Raw genomic sequence first — 24,503 nt, 5'->3', positions numbered from 1 at the left:
GCATGAGTGAGTGTATGGGGTTTTATCAGCGGCTTATGTATGTCTCCTATATTACAAGGGGGTGTTCTCACATTTTTCTTGCATTGTTTTAAGCAGTATTAAGGGGTTGTCGTTCCCAAAAATCACTTCTTCTACAGCAATGAATTCACATCCAGTCTTTAAGACTTCATCAAAGGTTGAAAAATCGCTTCCTGCTTGGATAATGGCGGGGGTTTGCATAATCTCTGCCCACCATGTTGCTAACTGAAGATTGCGGGGGTGCGCTTGGGGTTTTTTATCAGCCCCTAATTTGCCAAAGAACAGGTAATCAACACCTGTTTCCGCTGCAAGCATAGCACTATGGCGATTGCGTAAATTGCCAAAGCCTATAATTTTTTGTTCCTTTTGCTGATTTTTGAAGCTTTCAAGAGCGTTAAGATCATCTTCTATGTGCAATCCATCAGCCTTTATGCGTCCAGCAATGCGGCTGTCATCAGCGATGAGAAGGGCTGCGTTATGATGTTGAATATCTTCTGCGTAAGTTTGCGCTTGTTGTTGTAAAAAAGAGCTATCATCTTTCAACTTTTCAGAATCATAGAGGATGACGCATGCAAAAGACTTTGTTTGCAAAATTTGCTGTAAAAATGTGTGTGGGGTGTTGCGCCGAACATCAAGTGTTAAAATCAACTGAGGGAAAAGAGGCGGATCAATTGGTTTATTTTTTTGTTGTGTCATGTCAAATCCCTGTTTCTTAGAAAAAATAACGCTTAAAAATTAAAGTTTCATTCTATTATGCTTATTTGTGATAAAAGTGACCACCATTTTCACGTAATTTAAAGGATTTGTGGGTGTGTGGGAGCCTGCTTATGAGAAATGAAAGTGTTTTAAAGCATAATATGTTGCCTTTTTGTTGTGATACACGTATGGACGCTTTTCGTTCTTTTGCCTTTTAAAAAATAAACGCTTAAAATGAAACTTGACTCTTAAAAATTAAAATTTCATCTTGTTCATGCTTGTTGGCAATAAGGGTAAACACCATTTTTATGGGACTTCAAGGGGTTTTTGGCGTGTGGGAGTCCACTGATGAAATACCAAGGTATTCGTGAGCATAATACTCAGCCTTTTCGCCGTGATACACGTATTGATGTTTTTCGTTCTTTAGCCTTATTGACGATTTTCATCAACCATATTCCCAGAACGATCTATGAGTCTTTTACTTATAGAAATTTCGGTTTTTCTGATTGTGCAGAAGTGTTTGTTTTGCTTTCAGGGATTGCTCTTGGGTTAAGCTTTCATGGACGGTTACAGCAAAAATCCTTTGCTTTTATCATCCGAAAACTGTGGTACAGAGCTTTGCAGCTCTATGGCGCATATCTTTTTACTACTTTTGTTACGTTAAGCCTTTTTTTTGCTGCCTTTTTATTATGGCGAACAGAGAAACTTTTATCGATGAACAATGTGGGACTCTTTTTTAAAGAGCCTAGTATCGCATTTTTGAGTACCTTAAGTTTTGGGCATCAATTGGGATATAATAATATTCTTCCACTTTATATCGTTTTGATGTTTTTTGCGCCTTTTATCCTTTATTTGAGTTGTAAACAGACAAAATGGCTGCTTTTGGGCTCGTTTACGCTGTATCTTATCTGCGGATTTTATAAAATTGCTCCTCCTTCTTATCCTTTAGAGGGAAAGTGGTTTTTAAACCCTTTGTCTTGGCAATTCTTATTTGTCATAGGATTGACCAGTACTTTAGCGCTTAAACAAGGAAAAAAAATCGCTTTTCGGTCTTTTTGGATTGTTTGTGCGGCAGCTTATCTCTTGTTGGCACTGTTATGGGTTCGCTTAAACTGGTGGGGCATTTTGGGGTGGCTTGGCTGGTCTTCCCCATTGCTGAACTTTAATAAAACCTTTTTAAGCTTGCCACGTTTACTCCATGTTCTTGCATTAGCCTTTTTCATTCTTTCTTTGCCAAGCATCAATAAATGGTTTTATGTCTCTCAGAAACATCCTTTAGCAATCTTAGGAAAACATAGTTTACCGGTCTTTGTAACGGGAACCATTTTTGCGATGTTTGGACAAATTATAAAAACAGTGATGACAGAAACGTTTTTTTCCGATACCCTCTTAATAATAACGGGTATTGCTCTGCAATTTGGAGTCGCCTATTATTGTGAAAAACGGCGATCTTGGCAGTGGTCCTTTTCAAGGAAACTGATCCGTTTATAAGAAAAACGCTCCTATAGTGTTTGTTGGGTGCGTTAACCTTAGTATAAAAAGCGCGTTGCGCAAAAAAATTAAAAGAGGTAGCAGTTTTAAAAAAAGCGTTCTACACAGCAACAAAAGAAACTTTTTAATACTCTGTTCGTTGAGTGGTATAATTTTGTGCTGATACTTGGAGTATAAAAGCGTGAGTGTACATAAACGTCCATATGATGAACCTATTATCATGATTGAGCATAATGCTTTTGAAAATGCTTTTAATCGTCTCTATGAAGAAACAATGGCGCTGATTGAAAAAACCGCAGCGTATATTGACTCAGAAGGGAAATTAGTAGCACGTTCCCTTTCGGCAGAAGTTTCTGCAATCTATGCGAAAGAAGCTATGTATTTAAGTACACGACTTATGCAAATCGCTTCTCAACTCCTTCTTCTTCGCGCAGAGCGTGAAGGGGAAATGTCATCAGAACAAATAAAAAAAGAAATTGTAAAAGTATCACTTCATACACCGACATTGGAACTTGAAACCCCTCATTGGCATGAATTGCCAGAAATTTTTCGCCAATTTGTTTCTCATTCATTGCGTTTAGAAGCGCGCATACAGTATATGCGTGCTGGTTGGGAAACTGCAGCCTCCTGTGCCTTAGAAGATGATAATCCAGTAGGAAAACAAATCGAATTGCTCAAAACAGCCTTTGGGCGTTCTTAGAGGTATTTCCTTGCTTTGCACGAAGGGGAAATGTCATCAGAACAAATAAAAAAAGAAATTGTAAAAGTATCACTTCATACACCGACATTGGAACTTGAAACCCCTCATTGGCATGAATTGCCAGAAGTTTTTCGCCAATTTGTTTCTCATTCATTGCTTTTAAGAGCGTGCATTTTTTCGTTTAGAGATGCGGCTGTAGTTTAAGCACTCTGGTAAATAAGGGGCGGTTGTAGTTTAAGAAATGATAATTTAGTAGGAAAACAAATCGAATGACTGAAAACAGCTTTTGAGTGTTCTGAGAAGAATAGCTCCTTGCTTCTTTCTTGCGATATTTAGAGCAATCTACCCATTTTTTACAACCGAAATTTCACAACTAAAACTAATCTAGAGTGCTTTTTTCTGCCTAATTTCTATTTGAGCGTAGGAAATATCTTGAGCTTATAGCTGAGAGGGGGGTAGAGGGAGGGGGTGTATAGGTATTGATTGCGAATTATGGCATGGAATGTGGGGTATGGTTGGTCTTGTAAAATCGGCTTCGGTTGATTGCAGCTGGAACACTTTCTGTTGATATATCGTGTGATTTTGTTTTGGCTATGATAATAATCAGGCGCTAGATAGAGCAGGGGCTTGTACATCAATTTATTTATGCTCTATAATTTATGCCTATAAAGTTGCTGTAAAGCGTGTGTTAATGAGGATGATACACATTGTGTCAGTTTTTGGGCTTCTTTTGTTTTGAATGGAAGTTATTTCCTTCTCGTAAAATAAAACATCCAAAATAAAGTGCTCTATAATGAATGCCTCGGGGGTTCTCTGTGTCCCATGCATAATGTCCCTCTCCATGCAATGTCATTGTGGTGTAATGGGCATATTCAAAAACACCTCTCAGTTCTTGCTTACATCCATTGAGCCTCCTCATCTTTATGCTTGCAACGGAGCAAGCCGGCACGATCATCATATTTGCCAGTCCCCAATGTTGTGATAAGCCCTTGGCATTAGAGATGGTTCATGAGAGGCATTTTTAGTTCTTTCTTGCACAGTTTTACTCCATAGGGGAATCCCACGTTTCATATGTGAGCGAATGGTTTTGATTGCTTCAATATAAAGAGGTTTGTAATGAGAAAATCTTAGGATATTCGGGATTCTTATTCAACATACAAAATAATGAATTATCTTTATAAATCAATTTGTTGAATTACTGTGGTAGCAACATGTTATAATGTAAAAAGTTTCCGTAAAGTGTATACTATCTATTGCATAGTCTCTTTACACTTAATGAATGTACAATCCAGCACTCTCTATTTGCTCGCTTGCGATGTTTAACTGTTATGGCATTGGACATGATAAAGAAAGGGAATTTTTATGTTTTATAAGGTGTTTGATAGGGTGCTTGCTTGTGATGTGTGAATGGTTTTGATTGATTTCAGTTATGCTTCATAAAGATGCTGTTCGTTGCGTGTTATAATTGGGGGGCATGATCATCTTTTTACTGGTTTTGTCTTGTACTGCTGTTTGCTTTGTGGTCTTGTCTTTATTCACATCTTTATTCACAGGGGGGAAAAGTGTATAGACTGTAGTTTATGGCAGAGACGATTCGTATTATAGGCATTGATCCCGGATTGCGGCGTACAGGGTGGGGCGTTATCGATGTTGCGGGTAATCGTCTTCAGTTTATTGCAGCAGGGACCGTTTCTTCTGATGTAAAGTGTGAGCTGGCTTCCAGACTATGTCAGATCCACAAAGGTCTTTCAGAGGTTGTGCATCAATTTATGCCCCATGAAGCCGCTGTAGAACATGTGTTTGTCAACAAAGATGCTACAGCAACTTTAAAACTTGGGCAAGCGCGTGCAATTGCATTGCTGGTTCCTGCGCAAGCCAATCTTCCTGTTTTTGAATATGCGCCCAACAAAGTGAAAAAATCGGTTATTGGTGTTGGGCACGGTGCTAAAGAACAAATTCATATGATGGTAAAAGTTCTCCTCCCACGGGCTGAATTTGATAGCAGTGATGCGGCTGATGCTCTTGCTCTTGCTCTTTGTCATAGTATGCACCGTAAGAGTATTGACCGATCTTATCAGGCAAGGATGGCGGTATGATTGGGGTGGAAGCATGATTGGCAAATTAAAGGGCACTCTTGAACATATCTTTGATGATCATATCCTTCTTGATGTTCACGGTGTGGGTTATGTTGTTTTTGTTTCAAATCGGCTGCGTCCTTCTTTACCCTCTGTTGGGGAGGCGTTAAGCCTTTTTATTGAAACGCATGTTCGGGAAGACGCAATCCGCCTTTTTGGCTTTGCTACAAGAGCTGAACAGGAGTGGTTTTGTCTTCTACAAAATGTTCCTGGAGTAGGGGCGAAGGTTGCTTTGGCAATCTTGGGTACTTTATCACCAGATGAACTCGCACAGGCTATTGCCTTAAACGATGTTGCGATGATTAGTCGAGCGCCGGGCGTTGGTAAAAAAGTCAGTGAAAGAATTGTGGGTGAGTTGAAAAGTAAAACACTCCCCTTTGAACAAGCGCTCAAGACTGTTTCGGTTCCTCAGCGTGAGATGACCAATCAACCTGCGCATGATGCGCTTTCTGCGTTAATGAAGCTAGGGTTTGAGCGGGAGCATGCATCCCGTGCTCTTGCTCTTGCGATGAACGCTCTTGAGGGGGAAACTGTTTCTTCTGCTCTGCTGATCCGCCATAGTCTCAAATTGCTTTCTTCTCCTACTTAAAATCAAGGTAACAATGCATAAAGATGAAGATAAACGCCTTCTGGGTTCCGCACCCCTTCCTAACGATCCAGATCGTTCCTTAAGACCACAAGTTCTCGATGATTTTATTGGTCAAGAAGCGGCACGGGCTAATTTAAAAATATTTATTGAAGCAGCAAAAACGCGGCAAGAAGCGCTGGATCATGTTTTGTTTGTAGGACCACCGGGACTGGGAAAAACAACGCTGTCACAGATTATGGCAAAAGAATTAGGCGTTAATTTTCGCTCTACTTCAGGACCGGTCATCGCTAAAGCAGGAGATTTAGCCGCTCTCTTGACCAATCTCGAAGAACGTGATGTCTTGTTTATTGATGAAATTCATCGCTTAAATCCGGCGATTGAGGAAATTCTTTATCCAGCCATGGAAGATTATCAACTTGATTTGATCATTGGGGAGGGGCCGGCCGCACGCTCGGTGAAAATTGATCTGGCTAAATTTACTTTGGTAGCGGCAACTACACGTTTGGGGCTTTTGACCACACCGCTGAGAGACCGTTTTGGCATCCCAATTCGTCTCAATTTTTATACGATAGAAGAATTGGAATATATTGTGCAGCGTAATGCACGGCTTTTTGCCGTCAAGATCAGTGATGATGGTGCTCATGAAATTGCACGCCGAGCACGGGGGACTCCTCGTATTGCTGGGCGGCTTTTACGGCGCGTTTGTGATTTTGCTTTGGTTAAACAGGCAAAACAAATTGACCAAAAAATCGCTGATGAAGCGCTTTCCCGCCTTGAGGTCGATCATCTTGGGCTTGATCCGCTTGATCGCCGCTACTTGCTCCTGATTGCGGAAACTTTTTTAGGGGGACCGGTGGGGATTGAAACAATTGCTGCTGCTTTATCAGAACCACGCGATGCCATTGAAGATATTGTTGAACCGTATTTGCTTCAACAAGGTTTTATTCAAAGAACCGCTCGTGGACGCATTCTAACTGAAAAGGCTTGGAGCCATTTAGGGCTTTCTGCTCCTGCCTCTACAACGTCTATACAAAGGCGTTCTCAACTTTCTGATGCTCAAGACAATTCATCACTTCAGACGTCTTTATGGGATGGGGAAGATGACTAAGACATTCTCTTTAATTAAAAGAAACTATGTGAATATTTTATAGTAAGGTCATAAAATACAAGAGACGTGCTTCTTTTAGCATATTCTGACCAAAAAGGTCTTGCACGATTAAGGGGGCTTTTGCTTTTCACAACTTCAACACAAAAATGTGTTCAATCTTTTGATTGATAAACAATTTGCTATATTAGATGATTTTATGGGACATGAAGCCAATGACAGAAATAACTCCTTTTAAGAGCAATCATACAAATTCTTTTCATAATTTTCAGGTCCGCGTTTATGTTGCGGATACAGATTTTTCCGGTGTGGTTTATCATGCGCGTTATCTTGAGTTTTTTGAACGAGGACGTTCAGAGTTTTTACGGGATACCGGTTTTAATAATAAGATGTTAGCAGCAGGGGTTGAGGGGGAAAAACTGTTTTTTGTTGTGCGTCATATGGAAATTAATTTTTCAAGACCAGCTAAAATTGATAATCTTTTAGTTGTTAAAACACGTGTTACTCATATCCAAGGGGCACGCTTTTTTATGGAGCAATCTATTTTGCATGAGGCGACCACGTTGGTAACAGCCAAAGTTGAAATTGCTCTGATTAATGAGGAGGCAAAACCGCGACGTTTACCCAAAGAACTTTTTGCAAAAATGCTTGGTTAAAAGTGTTATTCATTGAACGAGCAGCTTTAGGAGAGATCAGGGGATATAAAGTAATCTACAATCTAAGATCATACATTTATCATAGCCTAAATGTTTTCCAACAAGGTCACGCGATACATCAAAAGAAAGCGCCTCTACTACAGTAGCTACAATAAATTGAAGATGATATCCCACAAAATTAAACACGCCTCATCTATGTTATGATTCAAAATCAATGTCTCATCATCTATTTTCTGCTATAAACTCAAGATATTTTCTTTCTTTTGAAGAAAGGTTCGTTGGCATAGGAAAACAGCAGAAAAGGACAAAACAAAAAAAGAAATAAAAAATGGATTAAGATTTATTTTTATAAAAATGCACATACCCAGCAAAATATTGCAATGTTGCAATAAAGTGATAATAAGCTATTAGGTCAAAAATTTTCTCAAAACACCCAAAGAGTATTTTAAGCAATTTGATTTGTTTTTTACTGGGTTGTCATTTGGCATCACAAGAGCGCATGTCCGATCCATTTTCATCCATAATACATGGCTTTATCTGTGCTTCTAAACGCAGTGAATGAGTGAGAGGTCAATGTATACAAAGCAGAAATGCATTTTTGATTTAAAGTTTTAAAAGCATATTATTTTATATGATAGATCGACTCAGAAAGGTAAATTATCACTTCTCACGGGCACAAATTCCAATAGAGTAATGAGAGTAAAATACTTTCATTTCAAATCTGTACATGTTGAAACAATTAAAATCATTTGCTTACATATCATAAGATGAGCAATATAAATCATTGAAAAATTGTAAAAATATTTTTTATAGATCATTCTCAATGCAATAACGATCAAATATCGCAAGTGAGAAAAGAGAACGAAGAAGCCTGTTTTCATGAAGTAAAGATGTGAAAAGGCTTTTTTCATGTTACAGAAGCTTTTACGTTATACCATGCCATGGTGTCAGAGAGATGATGGGCATTGAAAGGGATTAATTCACAACACAATGAGACTATATGAGACTTACACTAGATTTATGGGACTTACATTAGGGTGCATGGGTGAGGCACATTGTTGTGAGGCATTTTATGGTGGTTTATTGTCGTTTTTTTGTGTTCGAGGGTGTCCCCGTATTAAATTTGATGCAAAATGAGAGAAAAAATAGTCTGAGGTAAAGCGTAATCTTTCATGATTATAACATATTTATTTATAATGATAATTTATTGCGTTGTCATTTTCAGATAACTCTGAAACTTGTAAGATTTTTTCTTTTCAAGCTCTATTGCTGTGAATTAATAAAAAACATTTTCTTACATGTCACAAGCGGGCTTGGTGAGTGGGGACAAAAACACTTAAGATAAGGAATAAAAATGCCTCTTATGAATGTTTTCAAGTGCTAAGACTTATCACTGCATTTTAAGCTTAAAACGTGTATGAGGGTTTAGCTTTCTTTTCATGAGCGTAAAGATGGTGGTGCATAATAGATTTGATATCACGCATTTTTATATCTTTTATTTTTATAGCATTTATGGGGAAGGCTTTATCGTTATATTATTTCATAAATGCTGTTGTGAAATGAGGGGTGTGTGTGTTGAGGGATGTCTCTCGTCATCACTTTTTAAGGAAATTTAAAAAACAAGTCTTGTTTTAGCGCATGGATTTATGTGAGACTAAAGTTTTTTACTTAAATTTAGAAACTATAAAATAATCTGTTTTATAGAATTTTAAAAAATACACCTTTTATTTAGAGGGACAAAAATTATGCCGCATGGTGAACTAACGAATCCGGAAACAATTGGAATGTTGCATTTGTTTATGCAAGCGAGTTGGATCGTGAAAGGTGTTATGATCGGGTTGCTGCTCGCTTCCATTTGGAGTTGGGCAATTATTTTTGATAAAATTTTTACGTATCGGAGAATACGGCGTGAAATAAAGCAGTTTGAACGTACATTTTGGTCAGGCAAAGCGCTAGAAGATCTTTATGCATCATGTAAAAGTCAACGCACCAATAGTATATCCGCAGTTTTTATGGCGGCAATGGTTGAATGGAAAAAATCTCTTGAAAAAGGGACCCATACATCGAAAAGTTTGCAGAGCAGAATTGATAAGGCTATGGATTTGACGCTGGGGCGTGAAAGTGAAAAAATAGAATCAAAATTAAGTTTTCTTGCGACATTGGGATCTGCGGGACCCTTTATCGGACTTTTTGGAACAGTTATTGGTATTATGGAGTCTTTTCTTTCTATTTCAGCTTCTCAAAATACATCACTTGCCATTGTCGCGCCAGGGATTGCAGAAGCGCTTTTGGCAACCGCTATTGGTTTGTTTGCAGCAATTCCAGCCGTTATTGCTTATAACAAGTTGACTCATGAAAGTGCGCGCATCATTGCACAAATAGAAAATTTTGCCGATGAATTTTCAACAATTGTATCGCGGCGTATTGATGAAACACGCACAGCACCTTCCTCTTTATAAAAAGGAGCTTATCCCATGGGAATTTCTGTTGCTTCTTCTTCTCGGAAAAATAAACGTAGGCGCCATCATTCACGAAGCCAACTGATGAGTGAGATCAATGTCACTCCTTTTGTGGATGTCATGCTGGTCTTGTTGATTATCTTTATGGTCTCTGCTCCCCTTTTAGTGAACGGTGTTCCTCTAGATTTGCCTCGTAGTCAAGCAGGTCCCGTACGAGCTCAAAAAACGCCTCTTACGGTTTCACTTGACGCGCAAGGGCGTTTTGCCATTAATCAAGATTATTATGAAACGTCACAAGCACTGATTGCACACCTTAAAACTCTTCTGGAAGAAGATGCTACACAAAAAGATCAACGGGTTTTTGTGCGGGTTGCTAAAACTGTTGAATATCAACAAGTATTAAAACTGCTGGCAGATATTCAAAAAGCGGGGTTTTCTCAAGTTGCGTTAGCAAGTCTAGCACAATAAATAATAAGTGATAAAATTTCGCATACCCTGTTGTTTTTAAAATGTTTTTAAGAGAGCATAGAGTGATTAAAAATGAAAAAATATAAGTCATAAATAAGGCATAAAGAATGAACAAAGACTCCTATCATAGCATGAAACGAGGCTTGGCTTTATCCCTTGTGGTCCATGTCATTTTTCTCAGTTGGGGAGCCGTTCAGTTTACAAGCTCTGTCTCTTTACCACAACCATTGGAAGCAATTCCTATCACTCTTGCTCCTTTAGTGGACGAGTTGTCCTCTCAACAAGGATCCGTGAAGGCTCCCATCCGTGCAATTCCTGCCGTTAAACCAACTATGCAACCACAAGAGAAAGAAGATGCACGCCATATTGGAGAGGGACAAATAGATAGTCTAGCACCTTTTCAACCAAAGGAAAAACTGCGTTCTGTTGAAACAGCATCGCTACCACCAAGCAAGAACACGTCAGAAACATTTGCACCCGAACTTACAAAACCAGAATTATTAGAAGCAAAAACAGAGGATACCCCTAAGGTTGCGCCTGAGATGCCTTTGAGCACACCGGAGGATACTCCTAAGGTTGCGCCTGAGATGCCTTTGAGCACACCGGAGAATACTCCCAAGGTTGCACCTGAGATGCCTTTGAGCACGCCGGAGGATACTCCTAAGGTTGCGCCTGAGATGCCTTTGAGCACACCGGAGGATACTCCTAAGGTTGCGCCTGAGATGCCTTTGAGCACACCGGAGGATACTCCCAAGGTTGCACCTGAGATGCCTTTGAGCACGCCGGAAGATACTCCTAAGGTTGCGCCTGAGATGCCTTTGAGCACACCGGAAGATACTCCCAAGGTTGCACCTGAGATGCCTTTGAAGGCTCCGGAAGATGCGCTCAAGCCTGCGCACAAAAATGAAGAGATGATATCGCCAAAAGAATTGGCTCCAATGGTACAGAAGGTACCAGCAGAGCAGATTGTTCATCAAGCACCCAAAATTACACTTCCAGAAAAAATTTTTCTTCCACAGTTTAAACCAAAATTTGACGAAGAAGTTCCAAGGAAGAAAGGGGCTGCATTGAATCAAAAGACGCCAAAGCTTAACAAGAAAAACCAAGAGAAACAGACCATTGAAGATATTTTAGCACTGGAGGAAAATAATTTGCTCAATCGTGCGCGGTCACAAGGAGGGGGAGCAAAACGTTCTCATACACCAGAAGCTTTGGGTGCAAGAAAAAACATTGATGATACCACAAAAATGGCACAAACATTGGTCAATATTGCGGGGGGATGTATTCAACAGAAGCTTAAACTTGTGGCGCTTGGTGGCGATTTAAAAAACCGTCCCGTTGTGCGGTTGCGATTTTATTTAGATCGTGAAGGGATGGTTATGGGCGATCCTATCATTGATCCCGTAAGTGGTCTTGAGAGTCAACAAGCTATTATGATGAGGCAGGTGTATGCCGCTGTCTTTTCATGCCAACCTTATGCAGATCTCCCACGTGATCAATATGATCTATGGGGGCAAGGTTTTGACTTTAATGTTGATCCCCTCCAAGAAATAAGATGATGAATGAGAAAAAATAAATTGGCTTAACGAAAGGACACATTCCATGATGACTATAACGAGACATAAAGTTTTAGCTTGGTTTATTGTCACTTGTGGGTTGTGGCTTTCAAGTATTTCATCGGGCTATGCGCAATTGAAAGGGACTATTTCGAGCGCTGATTTTAATCCCATTCCCATTGCAATTACAGACTTTATTTCCAATGATTCGATTGGGTTGAAAATATCTGCTGTGGTGACCGCTGATCTTGAGCGGTCGGGGCTTTTTTTACCGCTTAATAAAGAAAATTTTCTTGAAAATATTTCTAATCCTAATAAACAACCGCATTTTGCGTCTTGGCAGAAAATAAAAGCGCAAGGTTTAGTTACGGGGCAAGTCATGAGAGAAATCGATGGACGTTTGAGGGTCGATTTTCGTTTATGGGATGTTTTTGGACAAAGACAATTGAAAGGACGGCGTTTTTATACCGCGACAGAACGTTGGCGGCGTGTGGCACATATGATCGCAGATGAGATCTATAGCGAGATGACAGGAGAAAGTGGTTATTTTGATACACGAATTGTTTTTATCGATGAAACAGGACCCCAAAATGCACGCATTAAACGCTTAGCAATGATGGATCAAGATGGCGCAAATTTGATTTATATGTCTGATGGAAGTGAATTGGTGCTTACACCACGGTTTTCCCCAAAAAGACAAGAAATGACCTATATGGCTTATGAGGACAATCAAGTACCTCATGTTTATCTTCAACAAATTGAAATGGGACAAAGAGAGTTGATCGGAACGTTTAATAACATGACAATTGCTCCGCGTTTTTCTTCTGATGGACAAAAGGTCATCATGAGTTTGTTACAAAATGATGGCAGTGCAAATCTTTACACCATGGATTTACGAACCCGTACAATGACGCGACTTACTACAACTTCTGCTATCGATACTTCTGCTTCTTATTCACCGGATGGAAAACAAATCGTCTTTTCCTCAGATCGTAGTGGAAAGCCGCAAATCTATAAAATGAATGCGGATGGGAGTGATATTCAGCGTATTTCTTCAAACGATGGGAGTTATTCGACACCTATTTGGTCACCACGGGGTGACTATATCGCCTTTACAAAACAATTAAGCGGACAATTTTCTATTGGTGTTATGCGCCCTGATGGACAAGGAGAACGAATTTTAACCACAGGGTTTCACAATGAAGGACCAACTTGGGCACCTAATGGTCGCGTGCTGATGTTCTTTCGCAAAAATCCCGGTATGGGACCAAAAATTTATACGATTGATATTACGGGTCGCAATGAACGACAACTCCCTACACCCAATGATGCTTCGGATCCAGCATGGTCGCCTTTGCTCAATATACAGTAAAACAAAATGCTTAAAAACAGAACATAGAAGGAATATGGTCTATACAGTCTCAAGGTTACACAATATCAGTTTACACAATATCAATTGTCTTTAATGATTTAAAAGAAGAAATTGATTATAGTGGGCATGGGGAGTTATGTAGATTTCATCCATTATCTACGGTTGTTTATCGACAATGGAATTTCCTTGGGGGAAAATGCTTAAAAAAATTCAAAACAATACCTTGAAAAAATAGAGTCGAAAATTCTGAGGTCTCTAGATTTCAACTTTTTATTCAAAGTGTCGCTATATATTTTTGACTTCCTCTTCGATCTAGTTTGCGAAGAGTCTGGACTCTTGTCAAGGGTGTTTTTCTGCTGCTCTCTGAAGTGTTTTATTTAAGTACGCTGTTGTTTTAGGTCTGAGTATTGACTGATCGGTAATAGCAAAAGGACAGATTTTTAAGATAAATGACGTTATTTTATGAAACATACGACGCCATAAAGTTAATACTATAAAGTCAAAAATTTATCCGCAACGGATTAGAGAAATATAACGGCTTTTTGTACAATACTTTGCTAAACAATCAGCTCTGGCTTTCCATTTGCTTATTTTTATTCTGTGTTTTTGTCAAAACACTGTCATTTGAGGTGTGGCGATATAGGGCATATAAACCTCCTTGAGATATTTAAGTATTTTTTTAAGTGCGTGGCGAATATTTAGGGGAGTGTGTATTTTATGAGCAGTAAGTTTCAAGTGAATTCCATGGGTGATTCGTCATAGAAATACGTCAAGAAAATCCGAATTGTTTATAGACCGGATCATCTTCATTACTTGAGGGTGGGGAGGTTAATCTTAAAGAACAAAAAGATCAAATAGAGAGGGGCTATAGGGATAATCTTTGGGGTATGTAAGAAAGGCCTGAGACTAAAGAGTTTTTTATGTTTTATTTTTTGGTGATGTTTTCTGGAATTAATGGCGGTTTTCTTGTTGCACCAATGGTTAGTCCCCGCTATTGACGCGGGGTTTTTATATGTGCGGATAAAGAGGAGAGCTGACAGATGCTTTTGAAGCCCTCATGAATGAAGAGAGGGCTTATGCAAATGGTGGGAATTATACAGATAATTTTGCCAAAATCTCATCGCTGACATCAAAATTTGCATAAACATTTTGTACATCATCATCTTCTTCTAATGTTGAAATCAGTCGCAAAACGGACAAAGCTTTTTCTTCATCTATTGGTGCAAGGGTGGTGGCTTTCCAAATCGTTTTAATCGATTCTGCTTCACCAAGTTTTGCCTCAAGAGTTTTGGAAACTTCACCAATATCTTCAAATGCGCAGGTAATATGATGTCCGGTTTCTTCTGATTGCACATCTTCGGCACCGGCTTCAATCGCTGCATCCATGATGTTATCGGCTGTTCCTGCTTCTGGCTTATAGATGATTTCACCAATCCGATTAAACATGAAACTGACCGATCCTGTTTCCCCTAAGGCTCCTCCTGATTTTGTGAAGGCAGCGCGCACATTTGAAGCGGTGCGGTTGCGGTTATCGGTTAAAGCTTCAACAATGACGGCAACGCCGCCTGGTCCATAGCCTTCATAGCGTACTTCATCATAATTTTCGACATCGGCGCCTGACGCTTTTTTAATCGCGCGTTCAATATTATCTTTCGGCATCGATTGTGCTTTGGCATTTTGAACAGCCAGCCTTAAACGTGGATTCATGGCTGGATCAGGAGCACCTTGTTTTGCTGCTACGGTAATTTCGCGTGCAAGCTTAGAAAATATTTTCGAGCGCATTGCATCTTGACGCCCTTTACGGTGCATAATATTTTTAAATTGTGAATGGCCTGCCATAGTTTTCCTTCCTATTTGAGGGCTTTCTTTCTAGTTGGATACTCTTTAGAATTTAAGACAATAAAATACGCATCCCACCAGAATAAATGTGCCACAGCATGAGGTGAAATAATCGAATAAACCCTTTATAAGAAAATTCATCTTAAAGGTAAAGACACCTTAGTTGAGGATCATTACAAGAGAGATCTCTTGTCGTTGGGAAAAAATAACGCTATAACAGAATGTAATCTCATGGCAAAATGGTTTATTCCATGCCTCGCTTTGTTTTAGGAGTGGTTGGAGAGACCTAACGTATAAAAAGTTCTAGTGCTCTTGAGTGGGCGGTAACCGGCCTCATAGGAAGAGGCGCAGAAGAGGATTTATAAAAATGGCAACGCAACTTTTGATGCCCAAAGCAACAGCTGTTTGGTTGGTTGATAATACAGCTCTTTCTTTTGATCAGATTGCAGAATTTTGTAAATTGCATGTCTTGGAAGTAAAAGCTATTGCTGATGGTGATGCGGCTTATGGTATTAAAGGTTTAGATCCGATTAGTTCTGGACAATTGACGCGCAGTGAAATTGCACGGGTGGAGGCTGATCAAAACGCACGCTTGAAAATTTCTCAATCTAGGGTGCATATTCCTGAAAAAAAACGAAAAGGGGCGCGCTATATCCCTCTTTCTCGACGCCAAGATCGTCCCAATGGTATCCTATGGTTGGTCACGAACCATCCGGAGTTGAAAGATGCACAAATTGCACGGTTGATTGGGACAACAAAAGCGACAATTGAACAAATCCGCCTTAGAACCCACTGGAATAGTGCAAATTTGGTTCCTCTTGATCCTGTAGGACTTGGTTTGTGTTCGCAAATCGATTTAGATTTTGAGCTCCAGCGTGCAGCGAAAAATCGTCCTGTTGCTGCAGAAGAAGATAGGTCGTTGCTTCCCGCTTCTGTGACGGAAAACGCTGACCTAGAGGAAAATGAGAGTGAAGATAATCTGCATAAGACTTTTGATGCTGATAAAGTTTTTGCAAAGCTGAACGCGCTGCAAAAAAATCGTCAAGATCAAGATGATGCATAAAAAGCCATGACGTATAAGGAAAACATTTCTTATGGAAATGTTAGAGGAATGGCTGGAGAGAGAAAATTTGGCAGAGACTCAAAAATAAAAATGATGACCAAAAAAATAGAAAAATTTCGTCTTCATTAGGAATTAACGGTTATTCTTGGAAATCTTTTTAAGAATTTACCTTTCTTTATGACACTCAAGGAGAAACGGACTATGCGCTCTACCAAAAAAAAACTCTCTCATTCTTTAGCTATCCTCTTTCTTTTCTCACTATGCCTGGGTGGGTGTGGCAAAAAAAATGTCGGTGCACTTAACGGTATGAATGGCGCTTATATGAATGATGCTGGTTTGAACCAGGTGTCACCAGGCTCAGGACAAGAATTTACGGTTAATGTGGGTGATCGCGTGTTTTTTGGTCTCGATTCTTCTTCACTTGATGCTGATGCTGAACGTATTTTAACGCGCCAAGCAGAATGGTTGCTTCATTATCCTTATTATTCTATTATGATCGAAGGTCATGCTGATGAGAGGGGAACACGTGAATATAACTTGGCACTTGGACAGCGCCGCGCTGTTGCTGTGCGAAACTATTTGGTATCTCTAGGTGTGTCTGAACAACGGATTCAAACAATTTCTTACGGAAAAGAAAGACCTGTAGCAGTATGTGATGATATTTCCTGTTGGAATCAAAATCGACGTGCAGTAACAACGTTGAGTGACATGAATAGTCATTAAAAAGAAGATTGTTTGTTTCAACTATTCAATGAGCTCTTAAGGGGAAAAAAGAATGTATCGTAAAATCAATTGGAAAACACTCTTTTATATGGCGGTTTTCATAGCTTGTTCTACTTCACTTGTTCAAAGTGCGGCACGAAAGGCTTCCGAATATCCTGCACATGATACAGATAAAGTTGATGCAGTTGATAAGGCTATTGATGCTGTGAAGAAAGCACCTGAAGCAGCAGATAAAGCGGCATCTAGCGTGGAGGAAAAAGCCACTGACGCTGTTGATAAGGCTATTGATGCTGTGAAGAAAGCACCTGAAGCAGCAGATAAAGCGGCATCTAGCGTGGAGGAAAAAGCTACTGACGCTGTTGATAAGGCTATTGATGCTGTGAAGACAGCACCTGAAGCAGCAGATAAAGCAGCATCTAGTGCGGAGGAAAAAGCTACTGACGCTGTTGATAAGGCTGTTGATGCTGTGAAGAAAGCACCTGAAGCAGCTGATAAAGCAGCGTCTAGTGCGGTGGAAAAAGCTACTGACACTGTTAATAAGGCTATCGATGCAGTGAAGAAAGCACCTGAAGCAGCTGATAAAGCAGCGTCTAGTGCGGTGGAAAAAGCTACTGACGCTGTTGATAAGGCTGTCGATGCAGTGAAGAAAGCACCTGAAGCAGCAGATAAAGCAGCGTCTAGTGCGGTGGAAAAAGCCACTGACACTGTTAATAAGGCTATTGATGCAGTGAAGACAGCACCTGAAGCAGCTGATAAAGCAGCGTCTAGCGTGGAGGAAAAAGCTACTGACGCTGTTGATAAGGCTGTTGATGCAGTGAAGAAAGCACCTGAAGCAGCTGATAAAGCAGCGTCTAGTGCGGTGGAAAAAGCCACTGACGCTGTTGATAAGGCTATCGATGCAGTGAAGAAAGCACCTGATGCAGCTGATAAAGCAGCATCTAGTGTAGTGGAAAAAGCCACTGACACTGTTAATAAGGCTATTGATGCTGTGAAGACAGCACCTGAAGCAGCAGATAAAGCGGCATCTAGCGTGGAGGAAAAAGCCACTGACGCTGTTGATAAGGCTATTGATGCAGTGAAGAAAGCGCCTGAAGCAGCTGATAAAGCAGCATCTAGCGCGGTGGAAAAAGCCGCTAGTGTTGTGGAGCACCAAGGGATTATTTTAGAGAATCAACAGGCTTTATTTAAAGATTATGATTTAGATAAGCTTTTGCATAAAATACGAATGGTGCTTGAGCATAACAATCTAAAAAATGTTAACAAGCAGTTTCATGGACTTTTTGATCAAAAAGCCTCTTCTGTTTATTCTTGTTCTTTTGAAAAGTCCGCTGTGGATGAAAAATCTCAGACTGTAAAAGAAGAGATGGAGCAGGACCATAGTGCAGGTGATCAGACACAGGTTGCTGCTGTGGAAGCTAAGGTGGAGAGCCATGATCATGAAAACACTAAACATTTTAAAAAAGCGCATGAAGTAAGTGCTCCAATTGAAGCATATCAGAGTGACAATCTTTCTTCTTCTAAAGCTTTGTATAAGGAAGGGTATGATTTTATTCGTTCTGCCAACTATGTTGATGCTGAAAAAAGCTTTTGCGCTTTTCAAAATCGTTACAAAAAAGATTCTTTGAGTGATGATGCTTTATTTTGGTTGGCTGAATCTTTGTTGGGACAAAAACGCTATCATGAAGCAGCGCAAGTTTATCTTACCGCATGGTATGCAGATAAAAAGAAGCTCTATACCTCTGAGATTTTGCTGAAATTAGCAAGAAGTATGGTCGCTCTTGAGCCAAATAAAGACGATTGTGCTCATTTTGTGAAAAAATCAAAACGTCAAAACACACTAGAGTCTATTTTTTGTAAACCTGCAGAATAAATAGCGAGGTCGTTTTCGGTGTGCGTTAGACTGGCAAGAAATCTCTTTAAAACATCGGATTTTATTCAATGTCAGAAGTTGATTCTTGCCGTCTCAGGGGGGAGTGATTCTTTGGCTTTGATGCTTTTGGTCAAAGAGCATTTGGAAACTCTCTCAGTTCCTCCAGAAATGATTGTTGTCACGGTTGATCATCAATTGCGTAAAGAATCGACGCGTGAAGCAGAAACTGTTGCGAAAATTTGTCGCGTTTATCACATTAAACATATCGCTGTGCGGTGGGAAGGCGAAAAACCAAAGACGCATATTGCTTCCAGTGCTCGTGTTGCACGCTATGATCTTTTGGTTAAAGAAGCACAAAAACAAGGTGCATCAGTTATTATGACGGGCCATACACTCAATGATCAGGTTGAAACCTATCAAATGCGTTATCAACGTCTCCAAAAAAATAGAGGTGCGTTGCACGGTGAAGTTGGTGCCATGCGTGATGAGGTTTATTCCAGTGGTTTTGCCGGTTCTTTGCGCGGTGAAGCCGAGGGTATACATGATGAGGATCATGCCAGAGAAACGAGAAAAAATATTGCCGAAAAAAACTATGGTCTCCTCTATGAGCGTGGTTTATCCTGTATTCCGCGTGAAGCGTTGTTGCATAGAAAAGTACGTTTGATTCGTCCACTCCTTGGTGTAAAACGCCAAACATTACGGAATTATTTACGCTTACAAGGACAAACATGGATTGATGATCCAACCAATGAAGATCGCAAATTTGAGCGTGTGCGCGTGCGTCAATCTCTTCATCCTGAAAAATTGGCTTATATTGCTCAAAAAATAAATGAAGCCGCATTGCAGCGTCGTCAACAAGCGAAAAATATCGCTGATTTGATCTTAGCGCTGGATATTACTGTTCAACATGGGCGTTGTTTCATAGCAAAGCCTGCGCTATTTTTACAGAAACATTCCAGTTTTCCTTTTGTGGTGGGGCTCTTTGCGGTGCTGATGGGAGGGGGATTTTATTTACTTCCCAATCAGAAATTAAGCATGCTTGTTCAAAAACTCTGTCTCGATTCTCCAGAAAAGAAGCGTTTTACTTATGCGGGCTCTGTTATTGAATATAACAAGCACGGAATTTCTTTGTGGCGTGAAGGGCGAAATATGAAAGAGGCTATCGTTGAGCCAGATAAAACTTTTATATGGGATGGGCGCTATCAAATCATAAATCATGGATCTGAGGCTATAAAGGTTGGAGCCGCAAATTTAGAACAGCTGAAATTTTTATTAAAAAATAGCGATTTTGAGCTTGAAAAGCCTCATTTTCCCTCTTTACAATCGCTGCTGATGATCTCAAATCACAAAGGGTATGATATTCCAGAGTTGATTTCTCAAGCAGTTGTTCATAAACATGTTATAATCAAGCGTATTATGGCACCTTTCGATTGGCTTTCTTCACGAGAAGATGCTGCCTTGGTAAATGTTGTGGAACCTTTTTTTAATATTAAGGTGAAAAGATAAAGGAAAATTACTCTAAAAGAAAATAAACAGCTTCTCATCTCTTGGCAAGGGGCTGACAAGGTTATATGTTAAGGGGAACTGTTTGAAATCTATATTTGATTAAGTGGGCTGAATATGAATTCCAATTACCGCTCTCTCCTTATTTGGGGAGTTATTGCCTTCATTTTGATTGTGTCGTTTTCTCTCTTTAATGGAGATAGTCAGCGTTCTGGTGGTGGAGAAGTCTCCTATTCTGAATTTTTGCAAAAAGTTGAGAATAATGAGTTAAAATCTGTGACCATTCAAGGTCAAAAATTAACAGGACAAACCATTGAACATAGAACTATCTCAACCTATGCTCCTCGCGATCCAGGTTTGATACAAAAATTGGAAAGCAAAAACGTTAATGTTAAAGCTGTTCCGGAAAGCTCTGGAAATAGCATTTTCCTCAATCTCCTCTTTTCCTTATTGCCTGTTATTATTATCGTGGGGGCGTGGGTCTTTTTTATGCGGCAAATGCAAAATGGATCACGCGGTGCAATGGGATTTGGGAAATCAAAAGCAAAATTGCTTAATGAAGCGCAAGGACGTGTTACCTTTAAAGATGTTGCTGGCGTTGAAGAAGCAAAGCAAGATCTTCAAGAAATTGTTGAATTTTTACGCGAACCACAAAAATTTCAACGCTTAGGGGGACGTATTCCGCGCGGTGTTTTGCTTGTTGGTCCTCCTGGAACCGGTAAAACTTTGCTAGCACGTTCTGTGGCAGGTGAAGCCAATGTGCCATTCTTTACCATTTCAGGATCTGATTTTGTTGAAATGTTTGTTGGTGTTGGGGCGAGCCGTGTGCGCGATATGTTCGAACAGGCTAAAAAAAATGCACCTTGTATTATTTTTATCGATGAAATCGATGCTGTTGGACGTCATCGGGGGGCTGGACTTGGTGGTGGAAACGATGAACGTGAACAGACCTTAAATCAGTTGCTTGTCGAGATGGATGGGTTTGAGCCCAATGAAAGTATTATTCTTATTGCCGCAACAAACCGTCCCGATGTGCTTGATCCCGCTTTGTTAAGACCAGGGCGTTTCGACCGACAAGTTGTTGTGCCAAATCCTGATGTTTCTGGGCGTGAACAAATCTTGAAAGTGCATGTGCGCAACGTGCCTTTAGCACCTAACGTTGATTTGAAAATTTTGGCAAGGGGAACACCAGGATTTTCCGGTGCAGACCTGATGAATTTGGTCAATGAAGCTGCTCTTATGGCTGCGAGCCGTAATAAAAGAGTTGTCACGATGCAAGAATTCGAAGATGCCAAAGATAAGGTGATGATGGGGGCTGAACGTCGTTCAACTGCTATGACACAAGAGGAAAAAGAACTCACTGCTTATCACGAAGCAGGGCATGCTATTGTGGCTCTTAATGTGCCAGTTGCTGATCCTGTCCACAAAGCAACAATCGTTCCAAGGGGAAGAGCATTGGGAATGGTGATGCAATTGCCTGAAGGCGACCGCTATTCCATGAGTTATCGGTGGATGATTTCTCGTTTGGCCATTATGATGGGTGGACGTGTGGCTGAAGAATTAAAGTTTGGAAAGGAAAATATCACATCCGGTGCTTCTTCTGATATTGAGCAAGCAACTAAACTAGCACGCGCAATGATCACACGGTGGGGATTTTCTGATCTGCTTGGAAATGTAGCTTATGGCGATAACCAAGATGAAGTCTTTTTGGGTCATTCTGTTGCGCGAACACAAAATGTCTCTGAAGAAACAGCGCGCATGATTGATATGGAAGTGCGTAAGCTTATTGATGATGCCTATAAAAATGCGACTAACATTTTGAAAACAAAAAGAAAAGAATGGTTTGCTTTGGCACAAGGTTTGTTGGAATATGAGACTTTAACGGGAGCTGAAATTAACGAAGTTATTGCAGGAAAGCCTCCTTCACGCACACAGAAAGATGAGAATGCTGCGCCACGGGGATCTTCTGTTCCAAAAACTGGAAAAATGAAGACAGAGACAACAGTGGAAGATGAAAAAAACGCTAACACAGCGCCTCATAAAGTAGAGATCAGTAAACTAGAGGCAGACAAAGCAGAGGGAGTTGTTGGGAAAAAAACAGCAAAATCCGGTAATGTTGAGCCTAAGGAGGCTCAGTCTAATGAAGTCCGATCGGATGAGACTGAGAAAAAAGCGCAAAGCACAAAAGGTACCACAAAATCAGTCAACCGCTCTAAAAGTAATGCTGAAAAGAAGCCCAGTACTGCGGGAGATGATAAAGAAAAATAAGAACTGCTTAATAACGCTTGAGTAACGATGTTTTAGGAAAACTTCTAAATTCTTTGAGAAAGGCGCAAGCAAAGCTTGCGCCTTTAATGTAATATTTGCAAAAATATGGAAGCAAAAAATTAAGCAAAGCTGTTGTATGATGACAGTTTTAGCAGGCGATAAGGCGAGGTGGTATTTTCCTTTACTGATTTAGCAAGGTGTGAGGTTGGCGATAGATTTCCTTACGGATTTGATAAGGTTAGAGGTTAGGTGCTGGGGTTTTTTACGGGTTTAGCAAATGTGTGAGATTATCCTTTGGTTGTGTTCAGGAGATGTGTAAAGCATTTTGAGGAGATACTATTGCTTTTATGTGTGAGGGTGTGAACATAATGGGTTGAGAGGGGTTTAGATGTGTAGATGATGAATAGGATTCTTGATTGTCTAAATGCATGAAGGTTTAGATCAATGATCTGATTTTATATGGGGAGGGGACTATTGTACCAAGGGGGCTTGTTAGGGTTTTAAAGAAAAGCCAAGGGAAGAATTATATATTAAAGGAAAGAGGCATGGTGCAAAAATATTTTGGTACAGATGGGATTCGGGGGAAAGCCAATTCATTTCCTATGACACCCGATTTTGCCATGAAGGTGGGGATGGCTGTAGGGGTTTTATTCCGCTCACAACATCAATCACGTCGTGTGGTGATTGGTAAGGATACACGATTATCTGGCTATATGTTGGAAAATGCTTTGGTTTCAGGGTTGACTTCTGCGGGGATGGAAGCTTTTTTATTGGGTCCAGTGCCAACACCTGCTGTTGCAATGCTTTGCCGCTCTTTGCGAGCGGATCTTGGGGTGATGATTTCTGCTTCTCATAATCCGTTCTATGATAATGGCATTAAACTTTTTGGTCCTGATGGTTTTAAACTTTCAGATGATATGGAAGCTAAAATTGAACAATTGATCGATACAGATCTTTCAAAGTCTTTAGCAAGTTCTGCTGAAATTGGTTATGCAAAGCGGGTTGAGGGGGATATTTATCGTTATATTGAATATGCCAAACGAACCTTGCCGCGTGATGTTCGCTTAGATGCTTTGCGTATTGTTGTGGATTGTGCCAATGGGGCTGCTTATAAAGCTGCTCCCCGTGCTTTATGGGAATTGGGGGCTGAGGTTTTTGCTATTCATGATGAGCCCAATGGTACCAATATTAATCAAAAATGTGGATCAACCGATTTAAGCTCTTTAAAACGAAAAGTGCATGAAGTGCGTGCTGATGTGGGGATTGCTCTTGATGGAGATGGAGATCGTGTTCTTATTGTTGATGAAAAAGCACAAACGGTTGATGGAGATCAGTTGATTGCTGTAATTGCTGAAAATTGGCATAAAATGGGACGATTACGGCGCAATGGTGTTGTCACAACGATTATGTCAAATCTTGGACTGGAGCGTTTCTTGCACAGTAAAGGATTGCACCTTGTAAGGACAAATGTTGGAGATCGTTATGTTGTCGATGCCATGCGCCAAAAGGGATATAATGTTGGTGGTGAGGCTTCTGGGCATATTGTGCTCAGTGATTTTGGTACAACGGGTGATGGCTTGGTGGCTGCATTGCAGATTTTAGCCTGTATGAAGGAAAGTCAAAGTCCTATGAGCCAATTGTGTAAACGGTTTGAACCTGTACCGCAAATTTTAAAAAATGTAACGATTAAAAATAAAAATGTTTTGAAAAAAAATCCGGTCAAAGCGGCCATTGATCAAGCAGAGAAGCGGTTGGGAAAAGAGGCACGGCTGGTGATCCGTGCTTCTGGAACTGAGCCGGTTATCCGCCTTATGGCTGAAGGCGATGCACGAGAAGTATTGGACACAGTCGTGACAGAGTTGATGGATGTTATTATTCATCATGATGTACGCATGGGTACTGCACTTGAGGAATCTTGAATTTTTTGAGAAAATTATCAGATTATCTTTTGATAAAGATCTTATTGTAATGTGGGATTTTGGCAATTACAAA

The 24,503-nt window shown here is 40.2% G+C and carries 19 protein-coding genes; 17 read left to right on the top strand and 2 right to left on the bottom strand.

The annotated features are described in order from the left end of the window. Positions 1 to 51: 51 nt before the first annotated feature. A complete protein-coding gene (locus tag ACFIJK_RS03555; RefSeq protein WP_375626558.1) occupies positions 52 to 714 on the bottom strand; it encodes a thiamine phosphate synthase in 663 nt (220 codons plus the stop codon). A gap of 348 nt (positions 715 to 1,062) precedes the next feature. Here ACFIJK_RS03555 and ACFIJK_RS03550 point away from each other — a divergent pair, with 348 nt between their 5' ends. The 11 genes from ACFIJK_RS03550 to tolB all read left to right on the top strand — a co-directional run bounded on the left by ACFIJK_RS03550 (position 1,063) and on the right by tolB (position 13,245). After that, positions 1,063 to 2,205, top strand: a complete 1,143-nt coding sequence (locus tag ACFIJK_RS03550) for an OpgC family protein (protein ID WP_375626554.1) — start codon at positions 1,063 to 1,065, stop codon at positions 2,203 to 2,205. A 181-nt stretch (positions 2,206 to 2,386) separates the two neighbouring features. Beyond that, positions 2,387 to 2,905 (top strand): DUF1465 family protein, encoded by a 519-nt coding sequence (locus tag ACFIJK_RS03545; RefSeq protein WP_015856950.1) that lies wholly within the window; start codon positions 2,387 to 2,389, stop codon positions 2,903 to 2,905. A 15-nt stretch (positions 2,906 to 2,920) separates the two neighbouring features. Continuing rightward, positions 2,921 to 3,109 (top strand): hypothetical protein, encoded by a 189-nt coding sequence (locus ACFIJK_RS03540; RefSeq protein WP_375626551.1) that lies wholly within the window; start codon positions 2,921 to 2,923, stop codon positions 3,107 to 3,109. Between the two features lie 1,376 nt (positions 3,110 to 4,485). Beyond that, positions 4,486 to 5,001, top strand: coding sequence for a crossover junction endodeoxyribonuclease RuvC (gene ruvC / locus ACFIJK_RS03535; RefSeq protein ID WP_375626550.1), 516 nt, complete (start codon positions 4,486 to 4,488; stop codon positions 4,999 to 5,001). 13 nt (positions 5,002 to 5,014) lie between these two features. After that, positions 5,015 to 5,629 (top strand): Holliday junction branch migration protein RuvA, encoded by a 615-nt coding sequence (gene ruvA, locus ACFIJK_RS03530; protein WP_375626548.1) that lies wholly within the window; start codon positions 5,015 to 5,017, stop codon positions 5,627 to 5,629. A 13-nt stretch (positions 5,630 to 5,642) separates the two neighbouring features. Continuing rightward, entirely contained in the window at positions 5,643 to 6,737 is a 1,095-nt protein-coding gene (gene ruvB / locus ACFIJK_RS03525; protein ID WP_375613207.1) for a Holliday junction branch migration DNA helicase RuvB, read from the top strand. A gap of 212 nt (positions 6,738 to 6,949) precedes the next feature. Further along, positions 6,950 to 7,390 carry a tol-pal system-associated acyl-CoA thioesterase gene (ybgC, locus tag ACFIJK_RS03520; protein ID WP_375625261.1) on the top strand — a complete coding sequence of 147 codons (441 nt, stop codon included), beginning with the start codon at positions 6,950 to 6,952 and terminating at the stop codon, positions 7,388 to 7,390. Positions 7,391 to 9,135: 1,745 nt separating this feature from the next. After that, positions 9,136 to 9,849, top strand: coding sequence for a protein TolQ (gene tolQ / locus ACFIJK_RS03515; RefSeq protein WP_375606538.1), 714 nt, complete (start codon positions 9,136 to 9,138; stop codon positions 9,847 to 9,849). A 15-nt stretch (positions 9,850 to 9,864) separates the two neighbouring features. Next, on the top strand, positions 9,865 to 10,317 hold the full coding sequence (gene tolR / locus ACFIJK_RS03510) for a protein TolR (protein WP_375625263.1): 453 nt from the start codon (positions 9,865 to 9,867) through the stop codon (positions 10,315 to 10,317). A gap of 107 nt (positions 10,318 to 10,424) precedes the next feature. Next, positions 10,425 to 11,876, top strand: coding sequence for a cell envelope biogenesis protein TolA (locus tag ACFIJK_RS03505; protein WP_375626545.1), 1,452 nt, complete (start codon positions 10,425 to 10,427; stop codon positions 11,874 to 11,876). Between the two features lie 43 nt (positions 11,877 to 11,919). Beyond that, on the top strand, positions 11,920 to 13,245 hold the full coding sequence (tolB, locus tag ACFIJK_RS03500; protein ID WP_375626543.1) for a Tol-Pal system beta propeller repeat protein TolB: 1,326 nt from the start codon (positions 11,920 to 11,922) through the stop codon (positions 13,243 to 13,245). A 1,092-nt stretch (positions 13,246 to 14,337) separates the two neighbouring features. On the opposite strand, the gene ACFIJK_RS03495 is transcribed toward tolB, so the two are convergent. Next, entirely contained in the window at positions 14,338 to 15,084 is a 747-nt protein-coding gene (locus ACFIJK_RS03495; RefSeq protein ID WP_254492472.1) for a YebC/PmpR family DNA-binding transcriptional regulator, read from the bottom strand. Positions 15,085 to 15,451: 367 nt separating this feature from the next. On the opposite strand from ACFIJK_RS03495, the gene ACFIJK_RS03490 reads away from it, so the two are divergent. The 6 genes from ACFIJK_RS03490 (at position 15,452) to glmM (ending at position 24,430) form a co-directional block, all read left to right on the top strand. After that, the gene (locus tag ACFIJK_RS03490; RefSeq protein ID WP_375625266.1) at positions 15,452 to 16,147 is read left to right on the top strand and encodes a DUF1013 domain-containing protein; all 696 of its coding nucleotides are present in this window, start codon (positions 15,452 to 15,454) and stop codon (positions 16,145 to 16,147) included. Between the two features lie 201 nt (positions 16,148 to 16,348). After that, complete coding sequence (pal, locus tag ACFIJK_RS03485; RefSeq protein ID WP_375626541.1) at positions 16,349 to 16,870, top strand: peptidoglycan-associated lipoprotein Pal; 522 nt, start codon at positions 16,349 to 16,351, stop codon at positions 16,868 to 16,870. Between the two features lie 52 nt (positions 16,871 to 16,922). Continuing rightward, positions 16,923 to 18,740, top strand: a complete 1,818-nt coding sequence (locus ACFIJK_RS03480) for a tol-pal system protein (RefSeq protein ID WP_375626539.1) — start codon at positions 16,923 to 16,925, stop codon at positions 18,738 to 18,740. Positions 18,741 to 18,758: 18 nt separating this feature from the next. Further along, positions 18,759 to 20,246, top strand: a complete 1,488-nt coding sequence (tilS, locus tag ACFIJK_RS03475; RefSeq protein ID WP_375626537.1) for a tRNA lysidine(34) synthetase TilS — start codon at positions 18,759 to 18,761, stop codon at positions 20,244 to 20,246. A 114-nt stretch (positions 20,247 to 20,360) separates the two neighbouring features. Continuing rightward, a complete protein-coding gene (ftsH, locus tag ACFIJK_RS03470; protein WP_375626535.1) occupies positions 20,361 to 22,511 on the top strand; it encodes an ATP-dependent zinc metalloprotease FtsH in 2,151 nt (716 codons plus the stop codon). 545 nt (positions 22,512 to 23,056) lie between these two features. Beyond that, a complete protein-coding gene (gene glmM / locus ACFIJK_RS03465) occupies positions 23,057 to 24,430 on the top strand; it encodes a phosphoglucosamine mutase (RefSeq protein ID WP_375625271.1) in 1,374 nt (457 codons plus the stop codon). The last annotated feature ends 73 nt before the right edge of the window (positions 24,431 to 24,503 follow it).

The sequence above is a fragment of the Bartonella sp. PS17NMGDW genome (assembly GCF_042193555.1).
In the GTDB taxonomy this organism is placed as follows: Bacteria; Pseudomonadota; Alphaproteobacteria; order Rhizobiales; family Rhizobiaceae; genus Bartonella; species Bartonella grahamii.
The sequence above is the reverse complement of the archived record's forward strand: the minus strand, read 5'-3'. Positions and strand labels throughout refer to the sequence as shown.

What these genes read in the sequence shown, in the direction of transcription:
- ACFIJK_RS03490 (WP_375625266.1), top strand. Translation starts at nt 15,452, where the DNA reads ATGGCAACGCAACTTTTGATGCCCAAAGCAACAGCTGTTTGGTTGGTT.
- tolR (WP_375625263.1), top strand. Translation starts at nt 9,865, where the DNA reads ATGGGAATTTCTGTTGCTTCTTCTTCTCGGAAAAATAAACGTAGGCGC.
- ftsH (WP_375626535.1), top strand. Translation starts at nt 20,361, where the DNA reads ATGAATTCCAATTACCGCTCTCTCCTTATTTGGGGAGTTATTGCCTTC.
- tolB (WP_375626543.1), top strand. Translation starts at nt 11,920, where the DNA reads ATGATGACTATAACGAGACATAAAGTTTTAGCTTGGTTTATTGTCACT.
- ruvB (WP_375613207.1), top strand. Translation starts at nt 5,643, where the DNA reads ATGCATAAAGATGAAGATAAACGCCTTCTGGGTTCCGCACCCCTTCCT.
- ACFIJK_RS03480 (WP_375626539.1), top strand. Translation starts at nt 16,923, where the DNA reads ATGTATCGTAAAATCAATTGGAAAACACTCTTTTATATGGCGGTTTTC.
- ACFIJK_RS03550 (WP_375626554.1), top strand. Translation starts at nt 1,063, where the DNA reads ATGAAATACCAAGGTATTCGTGAGCATAATACTCAGCCTTTTCGCCGT.
- ACFIJK_RS03555 (WP_375626558.1), bottom strand. Translation starts at nt 714, where the DNA reads ATGACACAACAAAAAAATAAACCAATTGATCCGCCTCTTTTCCCTCAG.
- ACFIJK_RS03495 (WP_254492472.1), bottom strand. Translation starts at nt 15,084, where the DNA reads ATGGCAGGCCATTCACAATTTAAAAATATTATGCACCGTAAAGGGCGT.
- ybgC (WP_375625261.1), top strand. Translation starts at nt 6,950, where the DNA reads ATGACAGAAATAACTCCTTTTAAGAGCAATCATACAAATTCTTTTCAT.
- glmM (WP_375625271.1), top strand. Translation starts at nt 23,057, where the DNA reads ATGGTGCAAAAATATTTTGGTACAGATGGGATTCGGGGGAAAGCCAAT.
- ruvA (WP_375626548.1), top strand. Translation starts at nt 5,015, where the DNA reads ATGATTGGCAAATTAAAGGGCACTCTTGAACATATCTTTGATGATCAT.
- ACFIJK_RS03505 (WP_375626545.1), top strand. Translation starts at nt 10,425, where the DNA reads ATGAACAAAGACTCCTATCATAGCATGAAACGAGGCTTGGCTTTATCC.
- ruvC (WP_375626550.1), top strand. Translation starts at nt 4,486, where the DNA reads ATGGCAGAGACGATTCGTATTATAGGCATTGATCCCGGATTGCGGCGT.
- tolQ (WP_375606538.1), top strand. Translation starts at nt 9,136, where the DNA reads ATGCCGCATGGTGAACTAACGAATCCGGAAACAATTGGAATGTTGCAT.
- pal (WP_375626541.1), top strand. Translation starts at nt 16,349, where the DNA reads ATGCGCTCTACCAAAAAAAAACTCTCTCATTCTTTAGCTATCCTCTTT.